The sequence below is a fragment of the Virgibacillus sp. GM2-2 genome (genome assembly GCF_055329585.1).
In genome coordinates this window covers 431,976-454,452 of the sequence record NZ_JBUZWC010000001.1, presented here as the reverse complement: position 1 = coordinate 454,452, position 22,477 = coordinate 431,976, and the positions used below count along the sequence as shown (strand labels likewise).

Genomic DNA, 22,477 nt, shown 5'->3' with positions numbered 1-22,477 from the left:
ATGCTTCGTCTACAAAATATCTCAATCACATTTAACGAAGACACCCCCGATGAAAAAAGGGCTTTACAATCAATAAATTTGTCATTGAATAAAGGGGATTTTGTTACGGTAATCGGTAGTAACGGTGCTGGAAAGTCGACTCTCATGAACGTTATCTCGGGAAACCTAAGCCCGGACATTGGCGATGTTTTCATTGATGATAAACAAGTCGTTCACATGCCGGAATACAAGCGTTCGGCATTTGTTGGAAGAGTGTTCCAGGACCCTATGTCCGGAACTTCTCCATCAATGACTATTGAGGAAAATCTGGCAATGGCGTATGCGAGGGATAAAAAAAGAAGGCTTAAACCTGGCGTGACAGCGAAGAGAAAGGTCATGTTCAAGGAATACCTGAATACGTTGAATCTAGGACTAGAAAACCGATTGAACGCAAGAGTTGGTTTGCTATCAGGTGGAGAACGACAAGCGCTTTCGTTGTTGATGGCGACGTTCACAGAGCCTGAGATCTTATTACTAGATGAGCACACTGCTGCTTTGGATCCTGCGCGAGCGGAACTGATCACAACATTAACGAGAGATGTAGTAGAGAAGTTTGAACTGACTACACTAATGGTTACCCACAATATGCAACAAGCGTTAGATTTGGGGAATCGATTAATTATGATGGATAAGGGACAAATAATTTTTGATGTAAAAGGCTCTGAAAAACAACAATTGACAATCGAAAAGTTGTTACATGAGTTCAAACGGATTCGTGGAGAACAATTTGAAAGTGATCGAGCAGTGTTAGGATAAAGAAAAGGCTGGGGCAAAAGAAATCTTATCAAGTAAAATCATGAACAATGAGCTATATTTCCGGAGCGGTTTTATTACGCAATTTATATTGCTCGAATTTACTTTGATAAAAATACTTATGTCTCAGCCTCTATTCTTTCGTTTGGAACCAATAACAGTGACAAACCTCGTTAATTTATCTCAGAAAATAATTTTTCACACCAGCGGTAATCGCCTGTGCTACATTGTTTTGGTATTGACTTGTTTGAATGATAAATAAGTCATTTGGATTTGTGATAAACCCAAGCTCGATTAGAACCGACAAGTCACTGTTTTCGCGTAATACATGATAATTACCATAATGAATTCCTCGGTTATTTAGTGAAACACGCTCGGCAATCTCCTGTTGAATGGAACGAGCAAGACCTTCTCCACTGTTATAGTAGTAAGTGCCAACACCATTTACGGCCATAAATGGATAGGCATTGTAATGTAAACTGATGAATGCGTCTGTCGCAAATTGGTTGCTAAACTGCACCCGCTCTTCTAAAGACAAATAGTAATCGTTTTCGCGTGTAACTTTTACTGTTGCACCAGCCTCACGTAAATAAGATGCAACAATTTCGGTAGTTGAAAGCGTTAAATTTTTCTCCATAATTCCATTGAAACCAATTGCTCCAGGGTCCTTACCCCCATGGCCGGGATCTAGTACGATATTGTACCCGTCTAATGAACCATTTGTTGATTTATTTGATTGCAGTACCATTTTTTCATTGTTGTTATCTGGTGTTGGTGTATTTGTTAGCCATGCTGCAATCCACCCTGTCGACCCATCCTGTAACATTACCTTATGCCAGTCATTTTTTGTTTCTATTTTCGTGTATGTATCTCCTGTTGTAGTGAAGCCTTTAATAGAATAATCCGTCCCTGGGCCGGTTCGTATATGAACTCCTGCAACATTTACCGTTATGGTCTCATCTAGGCTCATGTTAGGGCTATCCGATTGCTTTGTAGGGTACAGAAATTGTGATGCAACCCATGCAACCTGGCCATCATAATAAGTTTGAATCCAACCATAGCGCTCCTCAAAAGCTACAACTTGATCACCTGGTTGTAAACTACCGATGATGGTAGCATCATGTGATGGAGCACTCCTTACATTTAGGGAGGATGTTCCTACTTCATACGTGTTTCCATTGTGTGCGTAAATAGTCGGTGAAATAATAAAAAATAATAGCAAAAATGCCATGCCAAATAATAAATACCTTAAGTCTTTCATTGTGTCCTCCTTTCATAAATTGGTAAAAACATGTAATAAATTATTACCTATTATACAACCTTCCAAACGATTTGTGGGAAAAATCATGCTATTTTACTAGTTTTTTTAACAGTAGGTCCTAGTATGTACGCACAATCGTTTGAATTCCTTTATAAATGGTAAAAATGATACAATTGATATTGTCGAAAAAAGGGAAATGAGGTGCACAAATGGATAAAAATTACACCGTAGAAAAAATAGCACAAGACATACGTACAAATAAAATTTCACCAGTTGAAGTAATGGATTTTTACATAAATCAAATTGAAAAAGAAAACAAGAACGTAAATGCATTTGTTACGCTAAATTCTCATGCAATGGATGAAGCGAAGAAGGCTGAAGAGGCAGTTTTCCAAGGGAAAGGATTAGGACCGCTACACGGAGTACCTGTTGGCATTAAGGATTTAACTCCTACAAAAGGCTTGAAAACATCATTTGGAACAAAGGTTTTTGCCGATCATGTGCCTGATCGTGATGCGACATTAGTCAAGCGTTTAAAAGCAGCTGGGGCAATTATCATCGGAAAAACAAATACACCCGATTTTGGTCATAAAGGAACAACAGATAATCTACTATATGGCGCAACAAAGAATCCTTGGAATGTAGAGAAAACTGCAGGTGGATCTAGTGGCGGATCAGCAGCCGCAGTGGCTGCCAATATGGTTCCGTTTGCAGAAGGAAGCGATGGTGGTGGATCCGTGCGTATTCCGGCAAGCTTTTGTGGTGTTTACGGCTTTAAACCATCATATGGTAGAATCCCAATGGATAATAGTCTAGTAAACGCATTTGGTTCAAATAATCCATTTGTTAATCATGGACCACTAACACGAACAGTACGAGATGCAGCACTTTTTGTAGATGTAACACAAGGACCATCAACTACAGATCCATTTTCGCTCCCACGTTTTGATAAAGACTTACTAGAACAAGTGGAAGGTGACTTAGCGGGAGTTAAAATTGCGTATACAAGGGATTTTGGGATGTACACGGTTGATAATGAGATACTTGAAGTAATTGATCAGCAAATACAATTATGGAAAAAGCTAGGTGCAGAGGTAGAAGAAGTTTCTATGGACTTTGGAATGACGCTACACCAGTTCCTTGGTTTTTTCAAAAATACGTGGTATGCAGCAGCGGCTGCGGGTGGAGCAACCATGCTACGCGATACACCTGAATTGTTAACGCCATCCTACCACACGATGATTGAACGCGGATTTGACGTCTCAACAAGTGAATATATCGGCTATCAGCAAAAGCGGACGACAGTGTGGAGAGAACTTCAGAAGCATTTTGAGAAATACGATTTGGTGTTATCACCGACTCTCGCTGTTCCAGCTTTTAATTACAATCTGCTTGGACCTGAAGAAATCGAAGGTAAAAAAATTGAAGCTGATTCTGATTGGATGATGACACATATATACAATATGACTGGACTACCTGCCGCATCAATACCAGCAGGTTTTACGAAAAATAGGTTGCCAATTGGCATGCAGCTTGCAGGTAATCGATTTAATGATGGACTAGTATTACGAGCAAGTCACGCGTACGAAAAGTTAATTGAAGGATTTAAGACGATAGACTGACGAAAGCGCTACGAAACCGTAGCGCTTTTTGACTGTTATTGAAGTAGATAGATTGATAGTTGATATTAACTCCTAAGTGCCACATAGAATAGACATAGTGGCTAAAACCGCTTACTTCATCTCAAAATAAAAATGTTCTTATGATAAACTAGTAACAAGATTCAATTCAGATAGATTGCAGGTGTTTTCTTGGATACGTTAATAATCTTTTCTATCATTATATTAATAGCTTCGATTCTTCAAACTAGCACTGGATTTGGTTTTTCTATCATGGCTACACCTTTTTTATTACTATTGTTTGAACCACGAGAAGCCATACAAATCAATTTAATTTTATCGTTAATTATTTCTATCGCCTTGATTGCCAAAATTAAACAAGATATTGATTACGGGATTATGAAACGTTTTATAATGGGGAGTTTACTAGGGCTACCAATTGGAATTACGGTTTTCAGTTTACTGGATATGACGTTTTTAAAAATATGTGTAAGTGTGCTTATATTAATGTTAACTACTCTGTTGGTCCTTAACTATCGAATCAAACAAACAATCAATCGTGACTTCATGATTGGTGGATTTTCAGGTGCTTTTACAACGAGTATTGGGATGCCTGGGCCACCAATTTTACTTTATTTTTCTGGAACGAATACGTCAAAAAATACACTTCGGGCAACTACTCTAGCCTTTTATTTGTTTATCTACTTAATAAGCTTAGTCATTCAGATTATCGTTGCAGGTACTTCTCAACTAATCTGGGTTTCAAGTGCAAAAGGTTTGCCATTGGTAATCGTTGGTTTAATTGTTGGCCAACTTCTATTTAAACGGATTAATCAACAACTATTCCGGATTATTACGTACATTCTACTATTTTTCACGGGATTGTATTTGCTCATACAGCAATTGTAAAAATGGACATGCATTCTGTGTGAATGTACGTTTCCGATTAAGAACTTGATTAATATACTACTAGTAGATAATGTTTCCTTAGGGAAGTCAGGCTAGCCTTCCGAAATAGGAGGTGGTGCCTCATGAGTTTATACGAAGTATTGATGGTACTAATTGGATTTGGTTCCTTGTTGATTACTCTCCTCGCGTTCGTAATAGCCTTGATCAATAGAAAATAGACCTCCATAACACCTTTCTTAACTAATGGAGGTCTATCGCATAGAAAGCTGACTCCCTCGTGGGAACCGCTTATCTAAAGACCACAGTTTTTAGGCTGTGGTCTTATTATATATAGTAATGAAGTGGGTCAAATATACCACCTATTCCATCCAATTTTGAACCGCTATCCCCTCGCTATCTCGGTAAAATGTCCACCTAGTTTTATCGCTCAATACATTTCTTTTCCTTCAGAACTCGTGTATACTTATATTTCGAGTATCGAAAGAAAAAGGGGGATAAACCATGAGCATGCAAAATACTGCGACAAGAAATACTCCTTTGCCTGATAAAATTTGGACACGGGATTTCGTTCTCGTTTGTTTGGCGAATTTCTTTATATTTCTTGGATTTCAAATGACACTTCCGACTATTCCGTTATTTGTAAAAGAGCTTGGTGGAAGTGATCAGTTAATCGGTATTATAACCGGAATATTTACTTTTTCAGCATTATTGTTACGACCGTACGCCGGACATGCACTTGAATCAAAAGGTAGACGGTATGTATATATGATCGGACTGGCTATATTTGTTTTATCAGTTGGGACATATGCATTTGTTGCAAGTATACTCTTTTTATTTTTGATGCGGATTGTGCAAGGTGTCGGATGGGGCTTTTCAACAACTGCCACCGGTACGGTTGCTACTGATTTAATTCCACCTAATAGAAGAGGAGAAGGAATGGGCTACTTTGGTTTGTCCGGTAACATCGCTCTGGCATTCGGCCCTTCACTTGGATTAACGCTCGTTGGCATTATGTCTTTCCGTGAGTTGTTTTTAATATGTGCAGCACTCGGTTTAACAGCATTTTTATTATCATCAAAGATTCGATATAAAAAAGTGGAACAGTCTCCCAATAAAACGACTACGGTTAAGTTTGATATTTTTGAAAAAACTGCTATCCAACCATCGTTACTGTTATTCTTTATTACCGTTTCATTTGGTGGAATTGCATCATTTCTTCCACTCTATGCGGCAGAAAAAAATATTGATGGTATCGAGTCTTATTTTCTAGTATTTGCGATCTTTCTAATGATTTCCCGGACATTTGCTGGGAAAATTTATGATACAAAAGGGCATTTTTATGTATTTGTTCCAGGTACTCTATTAATTTTTGGAGCAATGTGTTTGCTTTCTTGGCTACCAAGTACACTAGTTATGCTTATTGCTGGAGGAATGTACGGTCTTGGCTTTGGTAGTGTTCAGCCAGCACTTCAAGCATGGGCTGTTGATAAGGCTGCAGACAATCGAAAAGGTATGGCAAATGCAACATTTTTCTCCTTTTTTGATTTAGGGGTTGGAATTGGTGCAATAACCTTTGGGCAGCTTGCCTTCATGTATGATTATAGTGTGATTTATATTACCTCAGCCGGATCGGTAATGCTTTCTATCATTCTTTATATTTATCTATTAATACGAACAAAAAAAATCATGGGTGGTCAGAATAGTCGATAAGTAGTAGACTAGTCTTACCGAAATTTTTAAATAAATAGATAAAATGTCTAGCTTTAGCGCCTAGACACTCGAGTTATAAGTAGTTCGTTGCCGTGTAGAAAAACCATCTACACAGCACCACTCTGCTTATGCATGGCTTGTCTGTCCAGGCGCTTACGCTGTTCTAACAATTTTGGTTGGGGGGAGTCTATGCGTTTCGTAAAAATAGGGGTTTTTTATTTGCTTGGAGTTTTCGGAATACTTTGTATAAGTGTATTTCCGCGATTTTTTGCTACAAAGGGAATATCAGATCCGTTAGCTTACTTTTCTGATTTAGGATCGTTTCTTGTAACGTTTATACAACCGGATTCATGGCTTTATCAAGTACCCCTTTCACCAGGGAAATTTTCACTTATCGGTACGTTATGGGATCCATTTATATACTCAATGGAAATCTTAATTGGTGCATTATTACTCGGTTTTTCTTTAGCATTTATTTTTGCTTTTCTAGCAAATTTTCTTCCAAAAAAGATATTACAGAGTATAAAAAGTAGTTTAGACTTTTTGGAATCTATTCCAGACATTGTGATCGCTGCTATTTTACAAATTATCGTAATCTGGGCGTATCAAACGTATGGTGTAGATTTATTTAGAGTTGCATCATATATGGACAAACAAGCTTATCTTGGTCCAATTATCACATTAGCAATTTTACCGATGGTATCGTTATTTAAGATTCTACTCCTTACAATTGAAGAGGAATTTTTAAAAGACTATGTAGGATTTTTAAAAAGTAAAGGGATTAAGAAAGCAGGAATTTTGGTTCGGCACGTTTTGAGAAATATACTGCCAACAGCATTTCAACATTCAAAAGTAATTATTTGGGCGACATTATCAAGTCAATTTATTATAGAGCGAATGTTTAATGTTCATGGTTTAACCTATTATATAGTAGAGAGCTTTACACCAATGACAATCGCTGCCGCATTGATCTTGTTGTTTACACCATTCTTTTTAATCTTTCAAGTGGTTGATTTTTGGACTGATCAAAATACAATAACTGAGAATCAATTAAGGATGAAAAAGAAATATTCTTATAACCCAATACTATGGGTGAAAAACTTAATTCAGGAATTCAAACAAATCAACTGGAAAAAAGTGAAACCGTGGAAACCATTTACAGATACAGTAATTACGTTTGTTAGACATATGAAAAATGTAAAGTTTGCGATTGGTAGTATATTTTTCATTGGTTTAATAAGCTATAGTTTGATTTACTCGATGACTACCAATAATCATATTGATCAGGCAGGAATTATTTACGAAGACGATGGGGTAACGATTAAAAGTTCCCCCCCACATGACCCACCTGTTCCCTTCTTGTTGGGTACAGACGGTGCCGGATTTAGTATTTTTGACATGCTAGTTATTGGTGCAAAATATACACTATTTTTCGCACTATTAATAGCTTTGTTACGTGTGTTTATTGGGTTAATTGGTGGAGTATTTTTCGCATTTTCACTAGGGCCAAAACGTCAAAGTTGGCTGGAAAAATTAGTCGATTCCATTCACTTTCTCCCATTAAGTGTTATTGCATATTTATTGCTTTCACCGATTCTGCTCGAACAGCTTAATGGATTCGCATATTCATTTACAGAGCGGATTTTACTGGAAATTTTAATTCTTACCATTTTAGTTGTTCCGTTAACCACAGTGTTATTAGGTAATGAAATGAAGCGGGTATTGAACTATGAGTTTATTTTGAGTGCAAAAGTACTTGGTGGGAGCAAATTCCACATCTTTTGGCGACACGTGCTTCCTCATATTGGAGCGAGGATGACTATTCTCTTTGGTCAACAATTCATCCAAGTGTTATTAATCTTTATGCACTTAGGTATCTTTAACTTTTTCTTTGGTGGGACAAATGTAAGCTTTGGACTAGTACAAGATCCACCTAGGTCAATAACGTATGAATGGTCAGGAATGATTGGTTCCACGATGTATGCAATATCAACAGGACAATACTGGTTGATTGCTTCTGTACTTCTTGCGTTTATGGTAAGCATTTTTGCGATGCAACTAATTATACAAGGAGTAAAAGAAATGCAACAAATTAAGGTCGGCGTTATTTTTAAGCTTCGTAAATCGAAGCAGAACAAGGTAATCAATGATGACAGCTCATCAAATTATCAGCCGACCGCGGAAAGCTTTGAGCGAATTGAACCAAATAATCAATAATAGTAAATTCCTTTTAGCGCCTACATTCGTAAGGCAAACTTCTATGTGAGCTTATAGCCACTGAAGTTTAGTTGTGTATCGGCCAACCAGAATGCAGTTAGTGGAGAAATTATATTAAGCGGACTCCAGAGCCCTTATTTGAGTAAAATCAGGTCAAAACTGTATGTTAGCGGACACAGGATGCTCTATTTAGTGAAAAAAGCATGATTTCAATCTGTTTTTATCTAAATAAGGTATCCTGAGTCCGCTTAACGTTTAAAACAGGTGTGAAAAGTAAAAATAACGACTTCTGTGTCCGATACTGCGCAATCTTTGGGTTCTAATAACTCCAGATGGATTATCTCGCAGTTTATGAAGCATGTGTTAACTAGGTTTTTCTAACAAGCAAAGAAAGTATAAACGAAAAGCTGTCTAGCTCCAGCGCCCAGCAACTAGCAAACTTCACACTTCTCCACTGCGATAAGTCAACATCGGCTCGTACCTCACCGTGTTTCCTTTATCTCATTTCGGAGTGCTCTAGTTTGTACGTTGCTAAACGGGCGCTTGCGCTTTTCTAACAAAATAGGCAGTCATTTGTTTCAAAAGTTTCGCATCTCATATACAATAGAAGGATACTGTATACAAGAAGGTAGGGTCACCTGAATTGAAAAGCTACGATATTTTCCATATGCAACGTTTGTTTCCTTCCCAAGTATATGAACGTGGATTAGAGTATTTTCATCAGGGAAGAGTAACCGAATTATTATACGATATTAATTTTCATGTCTGGACCGCAACGGTTTACGGTAGTGAAAATTATTTTGTTGAAGTAAATACGAAACGAATGCCACATGAGCTATCAGATGCCTATTGTGATTGTCCTGCATTTAAAACCTACAATCAATGTAAGCACGTTGTAGCGGTTTTGTTTGCAATTGGTAGAAGACACCGTGAACAGGGTGTTGGACGACATGTTGATAAGTTTCGGACAACAAAGGATTTTATCCAATCAATCTCTGACATTCAACAACAAAAACGAGCGTCAAGCCTAAGTATCAATCGCCAGTTATTGCAGGTAGAGTATATTTGTAAATGGGCTTATGGTGATACACTTTTTCTTGAAATGAAGGTTGGAGAGAACCGACGACTAGTCGTAAAAGATATTTACAGCTTTTTGCAGGATGTGTTTCAAGAACGGGAGCATTATTTTACCAAAACATTCACTTACAATCCTGAACTGCACTATTTTGCACCTGAGGATTTAGATTTGTTTGAACAAATCATGGCAATTGTACAGAATGAGCGGTTATATGAAGGCCACTCGTTATATCGTTACCAGTCACATATATCAGAAGGTCGCTCGATCTCCATTTCTCCATTATTAGCGAAAGATTTACTGAAAAAATTGGTCGAACATGATTTTATTGTCGACACCAATCGGAATATTTACCAAAACATTTCCGTCGAGGAAAACGACCTTCCATTTGAATTTAAATTAGAAAAAAATAATGGAAATGAACTAGCACTTGCCATAAAAGGGATGGAGGATGCTATTTATTTTGGCAATTATCAACTCTTATTTAATAAAGGAACTTTTTATTTCCCGGGAAAAGATCAAGTGCCACTGCTGGAACAGGTAAGTAAGCTTGTAAATAATAACACGAGCTTGCCCATTCCTAAGGATCAAGCGGATGTGTTTCTTTCCGAGGTTGTTCCTTCCTTGAAAAAGGTAGGCGAGATGCAAATAGATGAAAATGTTGCATCAGAAATCATACAAGTTCCTTTGAAGGCAAAACTATACATTGATTTGAAATCCGATTTGGTTACAGGTAAATTGGAATACCATTACGGTACTTATCAACTTGATCCGTTTAACGGTAAAAAGGAAGAAGACGTCCTCATTATTCGTGATATAGAAAAAGAGCAACAGATTATGCAATTAATCGAACATGCAAATTTTCATTTTAATGGTAAAGAATTGTATATTGGTGCAGACGAAGAAACCCTTTATGAATTTTTATATGATGTACTACCGCTGTTTGAGTCATATGTCGAGCTATTTTTAACCTCTGACATTCGTAGATTTTATGTGGAAAATGAACCAATTCCGAGTACGAGTGTGAGGTTGGAATCCTCGAACAATTTGCTAGAAATAGGCTTTAGCATGGATGGAATTAATGATAATGAAATTAATGACATTCTCCGCGCGGTATTGGAAAAAAAGCGCTATTATCGCATGGATAGTGGAGCGTTGATGTCGCTTGAGGGCGATGAATTTACTTCCATCCAAGAGTTGATGACTGAACTCGACCTAAAAAAAGATGACTTACAAGACGGAAATGTTCAACTGCCAGCATTTAGAGGTGCTCAGGTTGATCAATTAATTGGAACAAAGAAAAACTATGATCCAACATTTCGCAAGCTTTTACATCATTTGAAATCTCCAGAAGAACAGGTGTATGAAATCCCTAATAATTTGAACGCATCACTACGCAATTATCAGGAAACAGGATTTCAGTGGTTTAAGTCATTAAGCCATTATCGCTTAGGTGGCATTTTAGCGGATGATATGGGGTTAGGGAAAACAATTCAAAGCATTGCTTATTTACTATCTTTAGAGCAGGAACTGCCACACCTAATTGTCGCTCCATCATCAGTATTGTATAACTGGAAAAATGAATGTGAAAAATTTGCACCAGATCTGCGTGTCCGTGTCATCGCGGGAAATCCGCAAGAACGAATGGCAATGATTGATCCAACTGTTGGAGATGACGTATGGATTACATCTTACGCAACATTAAGACAGGATATTGAATTATATCAGGATATAACGTTCCATTCACTGATTTTGGATGAAGCGCAATATATTAAAAACTATGCGACGAAAACATCGCGTGCAATTCGTGAAATAAAGGCAGGACATCGATTTGCGTTAAGCGGAACGCCAATTGAAAATTCTATTGATGAACTGTGGGCAATTTTCCAAGTCATATTACCTGGACTAATGCCTAGCCAACGTGATTTCAAGCAGCTATCAAATGAGAAAATTGCAATGCTGACAAAACCGTTTATTTTAAGACGATTGAAATCGGAAGTATTAAAGGAACTACCGGAAAAAATCGAAACCGTTCATGTGTCTGATTTAACGAAACAGCAAAAAGAACTTTACCTTGGATACTTGCGGGAACTCCAACAGGAAACCGCACAAAGCTTAAATAACCAAGACTTTCATAAAAATCGTATGAAAATATTGGCGGGGCTTACCAGACTGCGACAAATTTGCTGTCATCCTTCCTTGTTTATCGAGAACTATACAGGAAAGTCAGGAAAATTAGAGCAGCTTATGCAAACGGTAAATAATGCGGTAGAGAACGGAAAGCGTATGCTGATCTTCTCTCAATTCACGAGCATGCATGAAATTATTAAAGGAAAGCTAGATGATGATGGAATTGAGTATTTTTATTTACATGGCCAAACACCATCGCAGGAACGAGTTCAGATGAGTGAACGCTTTAATAATGGAGAAAAAAGCGTCTTTCTGATTTCCTTAAAGGCAGGCGGTACTGGTTTAAATTTAACGGGTGCTGATACCGTAATACTATATGACCTTTGGTGGAATCCTGCGGTCGAGGATCAGGCTACCGGTCGTGCTCATCGATTTGGACAGAAGAATGTCGTTCAGGTCATTCGCATGGTTACGGAAGGTACGATTGAAGATAAAATATATGCACTCCAACAAAAGAAGCGTGAATTAATCGACCAAGTTATCCAACCAGGCGAACAAATGCTATCTAGTCTAAGTGAAGAGGATATTAGAGAATTGTTGAGTATATAAAAGAGCGTCTAGCATGTGGCTAGGCGCCTTTTTGGGCAGGTAAGAAAGTATAAATCCTTTCTTACTGCATAAGTGAAACTAAGGCTTTCGCCATAAAGAAAGGCTTGGCGACAAGCCAAGTTTTCTAATGAATTTCCACCAATGTAGGAGTACTATTATCTTGAAGAGACCGGCTACACTGAACTTTTTTAATGCACTCAAAAAAACACCTGAAATATTTTCGGTATGGTGATAAAATGAATATACCTTTTTAAAAAGGAGGCAACGTCAACATTAAAAGAACCAATGCGTATGATGGTAAATAGCAAGGTAATCTTTTCGGCAATGTGTTTCATGCGAAGGAATAACGGGAATATATAAGTACAAAGGGGATGGAACTAATGAAAAAAATCGCTCAAGGATTTACGAAGTTCTTAGTTGCTAATCTTGCAGTAATACTTGCAATTCTATTATTACCAATCTTTTTAGTGACAGATGATGTTGCATTATTTGAACAAATTATGAGTTATTTGTTTAATGATAAAGGATAAAGCAGATACCCGTAATTGGGTATTTTTTTGTTTGTAGCAAAGAAAGTATAAACGAAAAGCTGTCTAGCTCCAGCGCCCAGCAACTAGCAAACTTCACACTCCTCCACTGCGATAAGTCAACATGGGTTCGTACCTCACCGTGTTTCCTTTATCTCATTTCGAAGTGCTCCAGTTTGTACGTTGCTAAACGGGCGCTTGCGCTTTTCTAAGTAAAATCCCCTGGTTGTTTTTGGACAAAAAGTTAAGGCGCAATGTTGATTTTTTCTTACCGAGCAACGCTGTAACTTCGGGATCGATCTAATTGGCCGCGGTGAAATCCCAACACGGGACGAAATAGAAAAGGTATTTGCGATTGGCGGACATCAGGTACGCTATTTGGATAAAAATGGGCAAATTCTGGATGGATGAGGACACAGGAGACCTTATTTTGCTAAAAAGCAGTGATTTCCCTGTCTTTTCGATGAATAGCGAACCTGGTGTCCGCTTCGCGCTTAAAAAGCGGGTATTTAAGTAAAATAACGGCTTCTGAGTCCGCTTACTGACGCCAGCAACCAAAGCGTCCACTTGAAGTGATGAAAACAGCGTACATAATGGCGAAGAGACTTATTTTACAGGTTAAAAAAGAAGCTAGGTGGAGTACCTAGCTTCTTACCTTATAACGTTAATTCAAATAATTTCCGTGGGCGACCTTTGACGTAAGGTTTTTCCTCACCTACAACACGGATCACTTTGCCAGCTAGAAGCTTATGGATTGTCCGTTCAGCACTGCGCTTCGTAACCTGGTAATAATTTGCGATATCGTTGGCAGAAAAAGCTTCATTGTTCCGTAAGTTAATAAAATCAATAAAATTATAGGATAGCTCATTGTTTAATTTGGCACGATGAATAAGTGCATGGTAAAGCTGAGAAGTATCCACATGCTTTGTTACGCCAAGCGGTCCAATTGTTTCTCTTCGTTCATTTACAATAAAGCAGCTGCTTTCCTCTGAGTGATTGCATGTTTCCAGTGCAACTTTTGCATTGTCTTCTGCTTGTCTAGCAGTAAGTCCCAATCCAAAGCCAATATCTACAGGGACACCTAAAGATCGAGCAATTTCCTGTAGTAATGGGAAATCTCGATAATGATTGGTAATGTGGTCTAATACACCTCGTGTACCGAATATAGCAAATTGATTTGTTCCATTAGATAAAACAGATGCGTATGTTTGATGACCAAATTTTAATAAGATTTGACGAAGTTTAACCTGCATTTCTTGTGCCAAAAGATCTCCCTTTTGCGAAGAAATTTTATCAAAGTCTTTAATTTGGACAAAACCTGATACAATCTGTGCACTTTTACTCTTATTTAATGTAGCAATTGACTTTGCTTGTTCAACTGCACGCTCTATGTTTAGTGTAGGAATAATCATGCAGCTAGTAGGAATTCCTTCATCCTTTAATCGTTGTTCAACTTCTTCAATTGAGGTTAAAACATAATCGATTTTTCCTGCCTCGTAAAGATCCTTATGATAATGAAAGATTTTCCCAATATCTAATACCGTGTCATCTCCATAGCTGTACGCATATATTTCATGTTCTTCCATTTTTAGCTCGGTAATTACCTCGTTCACGTATTGCTTGTCAAGTACATCAACAGAAATACGGTTTAATGCTTGGTTATGATAGTTTTTTAAACGATAGAATGATGTCAACACCATATATTCATCAAAAGCAACCTGCACTGCTGGTAAGCGCTTTCGATCAATTTTTTCTTTTGCGTATAGATAAGGAAGGGAACCACCAAATAAATAAACGTCACACATAAATGCTTTTTCGATTAAATCAATGTTTTCAACTGCTTTTGTATAAATAAAAGGAATGATTTCAATATCATCTTCATCGCTCACATAATGCTTCAATCTTTCTACTAATTCTTCCCTACCAAATACTGCAATTTTAATTTTCATTTGTAAACCTCCGTATTTATTGTCTAGCTATGCCACCGGGCAGTCGCCTTCGCATTTTGTTACTTATTAGCTTCTTATGTATTCCATTACAGCTTTGCCAATAGCTGCTAAATAATCTCTTCCAATTCCGTTATTTGCCCAGCCTTCAGATAATAGAGCCATATAAACTTCTTGCTCATGGTATGTCATGATTGCAACATCATGTTCAGCCCCTATTAATTCGCCAGATTTATGGTAAATTAACAGGTTGTCATCTTCCTCAGCATAATATGGAATCTTATCTTTAAGTTGTTGATGGAGTAAAATTTCTTTAATTTCTCTTTTACTAACATCTGATAATATGGTGCTATCAACGTGCAAGAGTTTTAGAAACTTCACCATATCGTGAGCGCTCGTGTAATTATCTACAGGTGAATCTAGTTCCATAAACCTACGTCCTAGCTTGGTTTGACTGCACCCAATTTCTCTTGCTAATTCATTCACAGTATACTTACCAATTTTGTCAAGTATAATATTCGAAGCGGTATTATCAGAAACAATGATCATGAGTTCTAATAAATTTTTGTAGCTATATACATTTGAGTTTGTTAAAAAATTTATAACGCCAGAACCGCCAGTTTTCATATCATTTTCAATGTAAACTAACGCATCCTGTTGTAAAGATTTTGTCTCAATTTGACGGAATGCTTCGATTAGAATTGGTAGTTTTATTGTGCTTGCTGCTCGTTTTGGTTCATGAGCATTAATAGAGATTTCACCGTCTTTTGTTTGGATATAGATTGAAAAATGGTCGAGTTTGTCTTGAAGAAGTTCGTAAATAGTTGATTTCAATTGTTGGAAATCCATTACTATATCCGCCTCCATATTTAATTTTAAATGTGCAAATAATAGTAAAAAATTACTGTTATGAAACATGTTGGAATTAACGAAATATTTAACGACACATTACACTAATCTCTATTATAGTACGGAATTTTCTTAATATTGTCAAGAAGGAAAGTTAGGAAAGTTGACAAAAAAGTTGATATGTGGCCAATTGAACAAATATGTTATTTTTGTGACACATAATTACAGTGGATTAATTGGTAATTTGATACAATATATATATAAGAATTTATTATCATGTTATGGTTAAATCGTAAAATTGGAGGGAAAAGCATGGGCAAATTATTAGAAGCTATTAATCTACATATACCAATTATTCAGGCGGGAATGGCTGGAGGTATTACAACGCCTAAATTAGTCGCTTCGGTTGCAAATGCTGGAGCACTTGGAACAATCGGTGCAGGTTATATGAGTGACAGTGCTTTACGCGATGAAATCCAGCAGGTGAAAAAGTTAACCGATAAACCATTTGCTGTAAATTTGTTCGCTACAAACTTAGAGGCTTTTTCGAGTGATATTGAGCCTATGCAGAATGTACTGAACAAATTCCGAACAGAACTTGGTATTGATTTAGGGACAGATTCAGTAAAAACATATGATTATTTACAGGAAAAAATTTATGTCATCATTGATGAGAATATACCTGTTGTCAGTACTGCATTTGGTGTGTTGTCTTCTGTTTTAGTTGATCGTTTGAAGAAAAATGATGTTACCTTAATAGGAATGGCAACAAATCTGGAGGAAGCAAAGCAATTAGTTGATGCGGGGTATGACATTATCGTTGCCCAAGGATTTGAGGCAGGTGGGCACAGAGGAACGTTTGATGTAACGAAGCACCCAAATGGCAGCGGTATTGGATTACTTTCCTTAGTTCAGGAATATTTGGAAAATCTGGAAGTACCTATTGTAGCAGCGGGTGGAATAACGAACAAAAAGCAAATAGATGCTTTAATGGATGTAGGTGTTGCAGGGGTTCAGCTTGGGACCAGATTTTTGGTGGCAAAAGAAGCTGGAACAAATAGCGCGTATCGACATGCATTAATCAAGGCTTCTGCTGATAACACAACTATTACCCGGGCATTTTCTGGAAGACCGGCACGAGCAATCAGAAATCGATTCATTCATGAGTTAGAACCAAGTGATTGCGCGTTATTACCATTTCCAATTCAAAATCAGTTGACCAAGGATATTCGGGCTGCTGGGAAGGAATATGGTAATTCTGATTTTCAATCACTTTGGGCGGGGCAAGGTGTTGGTTCGGTTGTTAAAGAGGAAGCTGTTGTGGATATTTTAGCAACGTTGATTGACGATACGGAGAAGGACACGAAACAAATGGAAATGGATTTTGAGAGATAGATTTCGGCTTGTGGACATTCTATGAAACTTATACACACCCTGTGGACAAACCTGAGGATAACCTCTATATTTTGTGTAGAACGTAAATTCTAATACGAAATACGGTGAAATACACACATTTTTTACTAAACCACTGGGGATAAACCTGTGAAAAACTAGAAACACGAATAAGAGGGTTGATACAACTTGAGACGTAAAACAAAGCAGGCAGTGCGTAATACGTTCATCATTGCCGGTTTGCTTATCGGTTTGTTAGTAATAATATCACTAATAACACAGCCAAATTTTAACGTAGATGAACACGTTTTGAGCGATAAGGTAATAGAATACAGACCAATTGTTGAAAAGTACGCTGAAAAATATGGGGTTGCTAAACATGTGGATACCTTACTTGCGATGATGATGCAAGAATCAGCCGGCCGTGGAACCGATCCGATGCAGGCTTCAGAGAGTTATTGTGGTGAACGAAACTGTATCAAGGACCCGGAACTTTCTATTAAACAAGGAGTCTATTATTTTTCTAAGAATTTAGAGGCGGCCAATGGGGAAGTAGAACTAGCAATCCAGTCGTACAATTTTGGTAGGGGCTTCATTGAGTATGCGCTAGAGAATAAAGGTAGATATACACAGGAGGTAGCCATTAATTTTTCGCAAAAGATGTATAAAAATGATTCAAATAAAGCAAAATATCGCTGCCCTCGTAAGGGTGCGAGGGAAATAAATGCGTGCTATGGTGACATTTATTATGTAAGAGATGTACTAGCTATGCGCGAACAGATAAAGTGAAACTCGATTCAGTGGGGGTATTATTGCCCGTCAAACTGTGATAATCGAGAATTAATTCAAGTTACTTCGCTTTTATTAAATCAAGGATTATAATGGTATTAATATAGGAAGAAACTAGGGAGGTTTTTTAAAATGGTCAAGGAAATTTACACGAAAAATGCCCCTGAAGCAATTGGGCCATATTCACAAGCAATCCAAGCAGGTGATTTTTTATATGTATCAGGACAAATTGGAATCAATCCAGCTACAGGTGAAGTAGTAGATGGAATAGAATCTCAGACAAAACAAGTAATGGATAACTTGCAAGCAATCTTAACAGAGGCAGGAGCAAGTTTTTCGCAAGTTGTTAAGTTTACCATCTTCCTTAATGACATGAACAATTTTGCTACAGTAAATGAATTGTATGGATCATACTTAGAAAAACCTTATCCGGCAAGAGCGACAGTTGAGGTAAGTAGACTCCCAAAAGATGTATTAGTAGAAATGGATGTAGTTGTCTATACAAAATAGTGAACGGAGGCAAATGATGAATAATTTCACTTATTACAATCCAACAAAATTAATTTTTGGTAAAGGTCAATTGGATGCACTAGCTGAAGAAGTGCCACAGTATGGTAAAAAAGTGTTAATGGTATACGGTGGTGGAAGCATTAAACGGAATGGCATCTATGATAATGTGATGAAAAAGTTAAACGAATTAGGGGCAGAAGTACATGAATTGTCGGGTGTTGAACCAAATCCTCGTGTAACGACTGCTCGAAAAGGAATTGAAATATGTAAAAAAGAAGGTATCGAATTTTTACTTGCAGTCGGTGGCGGAAGTACAATTGATTGTACGAAAGCAATTGCTGCAGGTTCGAAGTCCGAAGCAGATATTTGGGACATCGTTACGAAAAAGGTAGAGGCAACTGATGCGCTGCCATTCGGAACAGTGCTAACCCTTGCTGCTACTGGGTCCGAAATGAACCGTGGTTCGGTAATTACAAACTGGGAACTAAATGAAAAGCATGGCTGGGGTTCTCCACATACATGGCCAAAGTTCTCTATCCTAGACCCATCACATACAATGTCCGTTCCACGTGATCAAACAATATATGGAATGGTAGACATTATGTCACATGTGCTGGAACACTATTTCCATCAAACTTCCAACACGCCAATTCAGGATCGTTTTTGTGAAGGGATTTTGCGGACTGTTATGGAAACTGCACCAAAACTACTTGATGATCTAGAAAATTACGAGTACCGCGAAACGATTATGTTGAGTGGGACACTTGCGTTAAACGACATGCTAAACATGGGATACCAAGGTGATTGGGCAACACATAATTTAGAACATGCCGTATCAGCAGTACACGACATTCCACATGGCGGCGGTCTTGCGATTCTATTCCCGAACTGGATGTACCATGTACTAGATGAAAATGTAGGTCGTTTTAAACAGCTTGCAGTACGCGTCTTTGATGTTGACCCTAGTGGGAAGTCAGATCGAGACGTTGCCGAAGAAGGGGTTGCTAAGCTCCGTGAATTCTGGAATAGTATTGGCGCACCGAATCGATTGATCGATTATGATATTGATGACAGTACAGTCGAAACAATGGCGGATAAAACAGTTCAGGTTCGTGCTGAGTATGGTAATTTTAAAAAGTTGAATAAAGAAGATTCAATGAAGATTTACCAGGAGAGTTTATAATAGTAGAAAGAAGAAAAAAGAACTAGCTGTCACTCGTAAACAGCTAGTTCTTTTTTTATAGATTCTCGTATTTTATCTAAGCATTCCTCAGGTGTGTTGCCAGAAACCCGTTTGCCATTAACTAGTGCATAAGGTTTCAATCGGCACAACCCGCAAAATGAAAGGCATTCATTCATAAGTACTGCAACTTCAGGAAATTCTTTTTCTAAAATTTCCTCTATATTAATAGTAGTGATCGCATTTCCGTCGCAGACATCGACTATGACTATACCCATTGCTATCACTTTCTTCCTATATATTATTCCTATTAGTTGTAGCACATACAAGCAACAATTTCAATGATAATGCAAAAAAGTCACCATACATTAGGATAATGGATCGTAGCGGCATGAAATCCTTTAATTTTATAACGTCAGAAAGTAAAAGTTATGGTAGACCTTATAAGAAAAACTTCGGCATTCGCTATTAAGGACGAGGCGAATGCCGAGTTTTTCTAAGGAAATGCCCCTGATATCAAAGTTAAGAGAACACAGGACTACTTAATTTCGATTCCAAGAGAACGCATGTTGGTGCTTTCCTTCATATTCATGACGATACCACGCAATCAGCATGATGAATCCACTCAATACTAATAAACTACTAGTCACAAAGAATACAGCAGAAAATCCATAGAAACCAGCTAGCATTCCGCCAAGTGCAGGCCCTAGCACATTCCCCAAAAATCGTAAGCTCGTATTATACCCGAGAACTTCTCCTTGCATAGACAATGGTGCAACCTGTCGGATGTAAGCGATTCGTACTGGAATGATTCCACCTATCGAAATCCCTAGCAAGAAACGCAAAACAACTAACTGCCAAATGTTTGTAACGAACGCACCAGGGAAATAGACAATTCCAGCCATAAATAATAAGAAGATCATAATTTTAACGTAACCAACGCGGTCACCAATGCCGCCCCAGCGTTTTGCCATTAGTAAGTTACCGAGTCCAGCGGCAGAGAAAGCCATTCCAGAAAATAAAGCGATACTTTCTGGACCGTGAATTTCAGCGACATATAAGGATAAAATTGGTTGTATACTAAAATGAGCGACTTGTACAAGCATGGATATTAACATTACGATAAGCAATACAGGGTGCCGGACAATATGTGATAGAACTTGTTTGCTCGTATATGCTTTATGCTCTTCGTCGTCTGAGAAACTAACACGTAGTTCCCTAATCCCAACTAGAACGATAATGGCAGATAAAAAGATTGTAATAGAAGTAAATTTAAATGTTGTTGAATAGCCAAAGATGTCTGCCAGAGCTCCGCCAAGAAGGGGGCCGGCTAATGAACCTGTAATACTACCAGTTTGTAATGTACCGAGCACACTTCCAGCAATTTTTTTAGGTGTCTGCGTTGCAATCATTGCCTGTGAAGTTGGGATAAATCCAGTGAAAACACCCATAAATAAACGCAAGAAAAATAACTGCCATACAGAAGTGGCGAATCCCATAAGTAATACTGACAATCCTAAACCCGTTCCGGATATAATGAGAATTTTTTTGCGCCCAAATTTATCGCCAATTCTTCCCCACATTGGTGAGAAGATAAAGGCAGAAACAAATGTTACACCGAATATCCAACCCGACCAACTTTGTACATAGGAATCAGAAAAGTGCCCAAATGTTTCTATATACAGTGATATAAATGGAAGTATCATCGTCATACTTCCAGCAATAAAAAAGTTGGCAAACCACATAATTATTAAATTCCGTTTTACATCAGGGTGTTGATCAATGATGACAAAGACCTTCCTTCTAATATTTCGGTACCCTAAATATATATAAACCCGAAATAAAATTAAAGTTATATGCTCAAATGGAAACGTGTATTTTTATGGTAAAATGAACAATAAAAGGAGTGACAATTCTAGATGAAAAAGTTAACAAAAATTACAATGATAATCAGTGTTTTTGCATTAATAATAGGCTTAACCCAACCCGCATTTGCTTCTACCAGCATAAATGAAAAGTTAGGTGTTCCAATTGTTGTACTTGGTGCCAATTTATCAGACGCTCAAAAAGAGGAAGTTAGAGAATTACTAGAGGTTAAAGATGACCAAGAAGTGGAAGAATATACGATAACTGGTGAAGATGCAGCAACCTATATTAACGGAAATCCAAATGCGCGCATGTTTTCTTCAGCAAAAATTGTCCGCCAAGAAGAGGGGGCAGGACTTACGATTAATATCGTAACACCTGAAAATATTACGGAAGTAACTAGCGAAATGTACGCGAATGCATTGTTAACTGCTGGTGTGGAAAATGCAACAGTTGATGTAGCTTCTCCGGTCAAAGTTAGCGGACATTCCGCGTTAACTGGTATATATAAAGCGTACGATGTTCAAGGTGTAGAACTTGACAAAGAACGGATGGAATTGGCAAATGAAGAATTAGGCGTCGCTACCGAGCTAGCACAAAAAGAAGGATTGAGTCAAGAAAAAGTTAGTCAACTTTTAACAGAAATTAAAAAGGCTATTGCTGAACAAAACCCTGCGACAAAAGAGGAAGTCGAACAAATTGTGAAGGATCAGTTAAGTAACCTCAATATTTCATTAAGTGAAGCGGATCGTCAAATGCTAATCGATCTATTTAATAAGATGCGTGATTTAAACATTAATTTTGATAATGTAAAGAATCAATTAGAAGATTTAACAAATACCATTAAAGATAAAGTAGACGAGCTAGGCTTAGATGAAGGCTTCTGGGATAAAGTAGCAAACTTCTTTAGCGAGTTCTTCCAGGCGCTAAGTAATTTCTTTAAAGGATTGTTTAACTAAGGGTAAGGGGGAGGCGGGACAAAACTATTCTTAGCAAAGAAAATCCGAACATAAGATAATTAGTGCAAATAACTCGCTCCGGAAATATACTTCGCTTTCCGCGGGCGGCTGGTGAGCCTCCTCGTGCTTACGCACTG

The 22,477-nt window shown here is 37.7% G+C and carries 18 protein-coding genes; 13 read left to right on the top strand and 5 right to left on the bottom strand.

Features of this window, described 5'->3' with window-relative positions:
* On the top strand, nucleotides 1-795 hold the full coding sequence (locus ACY9Z2_RS01970; protein ID WP_463607919.1) for an ABC transporter ATP-binding protein: 795 nt from the start codon (nucleotides 1-3) through the stop codon (nucleotides 793-795).
* Nucleotides 796-970: 175 nt separating this feature from the next.
* Here ACY9Z2_RS01970 and ACY9Z2_RS01965 read toward each other — a convergent pair whose 3' ends face one another.
* Nucleotides 971-2,053: an N-acetylmuramoyl-L-alanine amidase family protein gene (locus tag ACY9Z2_RS01965; protein ID WP_463607918.1), complete on the bottom strand. Its 1,083-nt coding sequence runs from the start codon at nucleotides 2,051-2,053 to the stop codon at nucleotides 971-973.
* A gap of 209 nt (nucleotides 2,054-2,262) precedes the next feature.
* Between ACY9Z2_RS01965 and ACY9Z2_RS01960 the strand changes: the two genes are divergently transcribed.
* The 7 genes from ACY9Z2_RS01960 (at nucleotide 2,263) to ACY9Z2_RS01930 (ending at nucleotide 12,852) form a co-directional block, all read left to right on the top strand.
* Complete coding sequence (locus tag ACY9Z2_RS01960; RefSeq protein WP_463607917.1) at nucleotides 2,263-3,675, top strand: amidase; 1,413 nt, start codon at nucleotides 2,263-2,265, stop codon at nucleotides 3,673-3,675.
* A 189-nt stretch (nucleotides 3,676-3,864) separates the two neighbouring features.
* The gene (locus ACY9Z2_RS01955; protein ID WP_463607916.1) at nucleotides 3,865-4,581 is read left to right on the top strand and encodes a sulfite exporter TauE/SafE family protein; all 717 of its coding nucleotides are present in this window, start codon (nucleotides 3,865-3,867) and stop codon (nucleotides 4,579-4,581) included.
* A gap of 122 nt (nucleotides 4,582-4,703) precedes the next feature.
* A complete protein-coding gene (locus tag ACY9Z2_RS01950; RefSeq protein ID WP_463607915.1) occupies nucleotides 4,704-4,799 on the top strand; it encodes a putative holin-like toxin in 96 nt (31 codons plus the stop codon).
* 283 nt (nucleotides 4,800-5,082) lie between these two features.
* Nucleotides 5,083-6,291, top strand: coding sequence for an MFS transporter (locus ACY9Z2_RS01945; protein ID WP_463607914.1), 1,209 nt, complete (start codon nucleotides 5,083-5,085; stop codon nucleotides 6,289-6,291).
* A gap of 189 nt (nucleotides 6,292-6,480) precedes the next feature.
* On the top strand, nucleotides 6,481-8,508 hold the full coding sequence (locus ACY9Z2_RS01940; protein WP_463607913.1) for an ABC transporter permease subunit: 2,028 nt from the start codon (nucleotides 6,481-6,483) through the stop codon (nucleotides 8,506-8,508).
* Nucleotides 8,509-9,175: 667 nt separating this feature from the next.
* A complete protein-coding gene (locus tag ACY9Z2_RS01935) occupies nucleotides 9,176-12,322 on the top strand; it encodes a DEAD/DEAH box helicase (RefSeq protein ID WP_463607912.1) in 3,147 nt (1,048 codons plus the stop codon).
* A gap of 380 nt (nucleotides 12,323-12,702) precedes the next feature.
* Nucleotides 12,703-12,852, top strand: a complete 150-nt coding sequence (locus tag ACY9Z2_RS01930) for a hypothetical protein (protein ID WP_463607911.1) — start codon at nucleotides 12,703-12,705, stop codon at nucleotides 12,850-12,852.
* A gap of 653 nt (nucleotides 12,853-13,505) precedes the next feature.
* Here the strand turns inward: ACY9Z2_RS01930 and ACY9Z2_RS01925 are convergent.
* A complete protein-coding gene (locus ACY9Z2_RS01925; protein WP_463607910.1) occupies nucleotides 13,506-14,798 on the bottom strand; it encodes a hypothetical protein in 1,293 nt (430 codons plus the stop codon).
* 66 nt (nucleotides 14,799-14,864) lie between these two features.
* Nucleotides 14,865-15,644, bottom strand: a complete 780-nt coding sequence (locus ACY9Z2_RS01920) for a serine hydrolase (RefSeq protein ID WP_463607909.1) — start codon at nucleotides 15,642-15,644, stop codon at nucleotides 14,865-14,867.
* 312 nt (nucleotides 15,645-15,956) lie between these two features.
* Between ACY9Z2_RS01920 and ACY9Z2_RS01915 the strand changes: the two genes are divergently transcribed.
* The 4 genes from ACY9Z2_RS01915 to ACY9Z2_RS01900 all read left to right on the top strand — a co-directional run bounded on the left by ACY9Z2_RS01915 (nucleotide 15,957) and on the right by ACY9Z2_RS01900 (nucleotide 19,518).
* A complete protein-coding gene (locus ACY9Z2_RS01915) occupies nucleotides 15,957-17,039 on the top strand; it encodes an NAD(P)H-dependent flavin oxidoreductase (protein WP_463607908.1) in 1,083 nt (360 codons plus the stop codon).
* 186 nt (nucleotides 17,040-17,225) lie between these two features.
* Entirely contained in the window at nucleotides 17,226-17,825 is a 600-nt protein-coding gene (locus tag ACY9Z2_RS01910) for a lysozyme family protein (protein WP_463607907.1), read from the top strand.
* Nucleotides 17,826-17,957: 132 nt separating this feature from the next.
* Nucleotides 17,958-18,335, top strand: a complete 378-nt coding sequence (locus ACY9Z2_RS01905; RefSeq protein ID WP_463607906.1) for a RidA family protein — start codon at nucleotides 17,958-17,960, stop codon at nucleotides 18,333-18,335.
* Nucleotides 18,336-18,351: 16 nt separating this feature from the next.
* Nucleotides 18,352-19,518 carry an iron-containing alcohol dehydrogenase gene (locus tag ACY9Z2_RS01900; protein WP_463607905.1) on the top strand — a complete coding sequence of 389 codons (1,167 nt, stop codon included), beginning with the start codon at nucleotides 18,352-18,354 and terminating at the stop codon, nucleotides 19,516-19,518.
* A 29-nt stretch (nucleotides 19,519-19,547) separates the two neighbouring features.
* On the opposite strand, the gene ACY9Z2_RS01895 is transcribed toward ACY9Z2_RS01900, so the two are convergent.
* Together ACY9Z2_RS01895 and ACY9Z2_RS01890 are read right to left on the bottom strand one after the other, a co-directional pair.
* Nucleotides 19,548-19,793, bottom strand: coding sequence for a YuzB family protein (locus tag ACY9Z2_RS01895; RefSeq protein ID WP_463607904.1), 246 nt, complete (start codon nucleotides 19,791-19,793; stop codon nucleotides 19,548-19,550).
* A 264-nt stretch (nucleotides 19,794-20,057) separates the two neighbouring features.
* A complete protein-coding gene (locus tag ACY9Z2_RS01890) occupies nucleotides 20,058-21,260 on the bottom strand; it encodes an MFS transporter (protein WP_463607903.1) in 1,203 nt (400 codons plus the stop codon).
* Between the two features lie 174 nt (nucleotides 21,261-21,434).
* On the opposite strand from ACY9Z2_RS01890, the gene ACY9Z2_RS01885 reads away from it, so the two are divergent.
* Nucleotides 21,435-22,340 (top strand): DUF1002 domain-containing protein, encoded by a 906-nt coding sequence (locus ACY9Z2_RS01885; protein WP_463607902.1) that lies wholly within the window; start codon nucleotides 21,435-21,437, stop codon nucleotides 22,338-22,340.
* Nucleotides 22,341-22,477 lie beyond the last annotated feature (137 nt).

Coding starts and splice junctions, on each gene's coding strand:
- ACY9Z2_RS01890 (WP_463607903.1), bottom strand. CDS start 21,260: ATGTGGTTTGCCAACTTTTTTATTGCTGGAAGTATGACGATGATACTT.
- ACY9Z2_RS01925 (WP_463607910.1), bottom strand. CDS start 14,798: ATGAAAATTAAAATTGCAGTATTTGGTAGGGAAGAATTAGTAGAAAGA.
- ACY9Z2_RS01935 (WP_463607912.1), top strand. CDS start 9,176: ATGCAACGTTTGTTTCCTTCCCAAGTATATGAACGTGGATTAGAGTAT.
- ACY9Z2_RS01915 (WP_463607908.1), top strand. CDS start 15,957: ATGGGCAAATTATTAGAAGCTATTAATCTACATATACCAATTATTCAG.
- ACY9Z2_RS01900 (WP_463607905.1), top strand. CDS start 18,352: ATGAATAATTTCACTTATTACAATCCAACAAAATTAATTTTTGGTAAA.
- ACY9Z2_RS01970 (WP_463607919.1), top strand. CDS start 1: ATGCTTCGTCTACAAAATATCTCAATCACATTTAACGAAGACACCCCC.
- ACY9Z2_RS01895 (WP_463607904.1), bottom strand. CDS start 19,793: ATGGGTATAGTCATAGTCGATGTCTGCGACGGAAATGCGATCACTACT.
- ACY9Z2_RS01965 (WP_463607918.1), bottom strand. CDS start 2,053: ATGAAAGACTTAAGGTATTTATTATTTGGCATGGCATTTTTGCTATTA.
- ACY9Z2_RS01960 (WP_463607917.1), top strand. CDS start 2,263: ATGGATAAAAATTACACCGTAGAAAAAATAGCACAAGACATACGTACA.
- ACY9Z2_RS01945 (WP_463607914.1), top strand. CDS start 5,083: ATGAGCATGCAAAATACTGCGACAAGAAATACTCCTTTGCCTGATAAA.
- ACY9Z2_RS01920 (WP_463607909.1), bottom strand. CDS start 15,644: ATGGATTTCCAACAATTGAAATCAACTATTTACGAACTTCTTCAAGAC.
- ACY9Z2_RS01950 (WP_463607915.1), top strand. CDS start 4,704: ATGAGTTTATACGAAGTATTGATGGTACTAATTGGATTTGGTTCCTTG.
- ACY9Z2_RS01940 (WP_463607913.1), top strand. CDS start 6,481: ATGCGTTTCGTAAAAATAGGGGTTTTTTATTTGCTTGGAGTTTTCGGA.
- ACY9Z2_RS01930 (WP_463607911.1), top strand. CDS start 12,703: ATGAAAAAAATCGCTCAAGGATTTACGAAGTTCTTAGTTGCTAATCTT.
- ACY9Z2_RS01905 (WP_463607906.1), top strand. CDS start 17,958: ATGGTCAAGGAAATTTACACGAAAAATGCCCCTGAAGCAATTGGGCCA.
- ACY9Z2_RS01885 (WP_463607902.1), top strand. CDS start 21,435: ATGAAAAAGTTAACAAAAATTACAATGATAATCAGTGTTTTTGCATTA.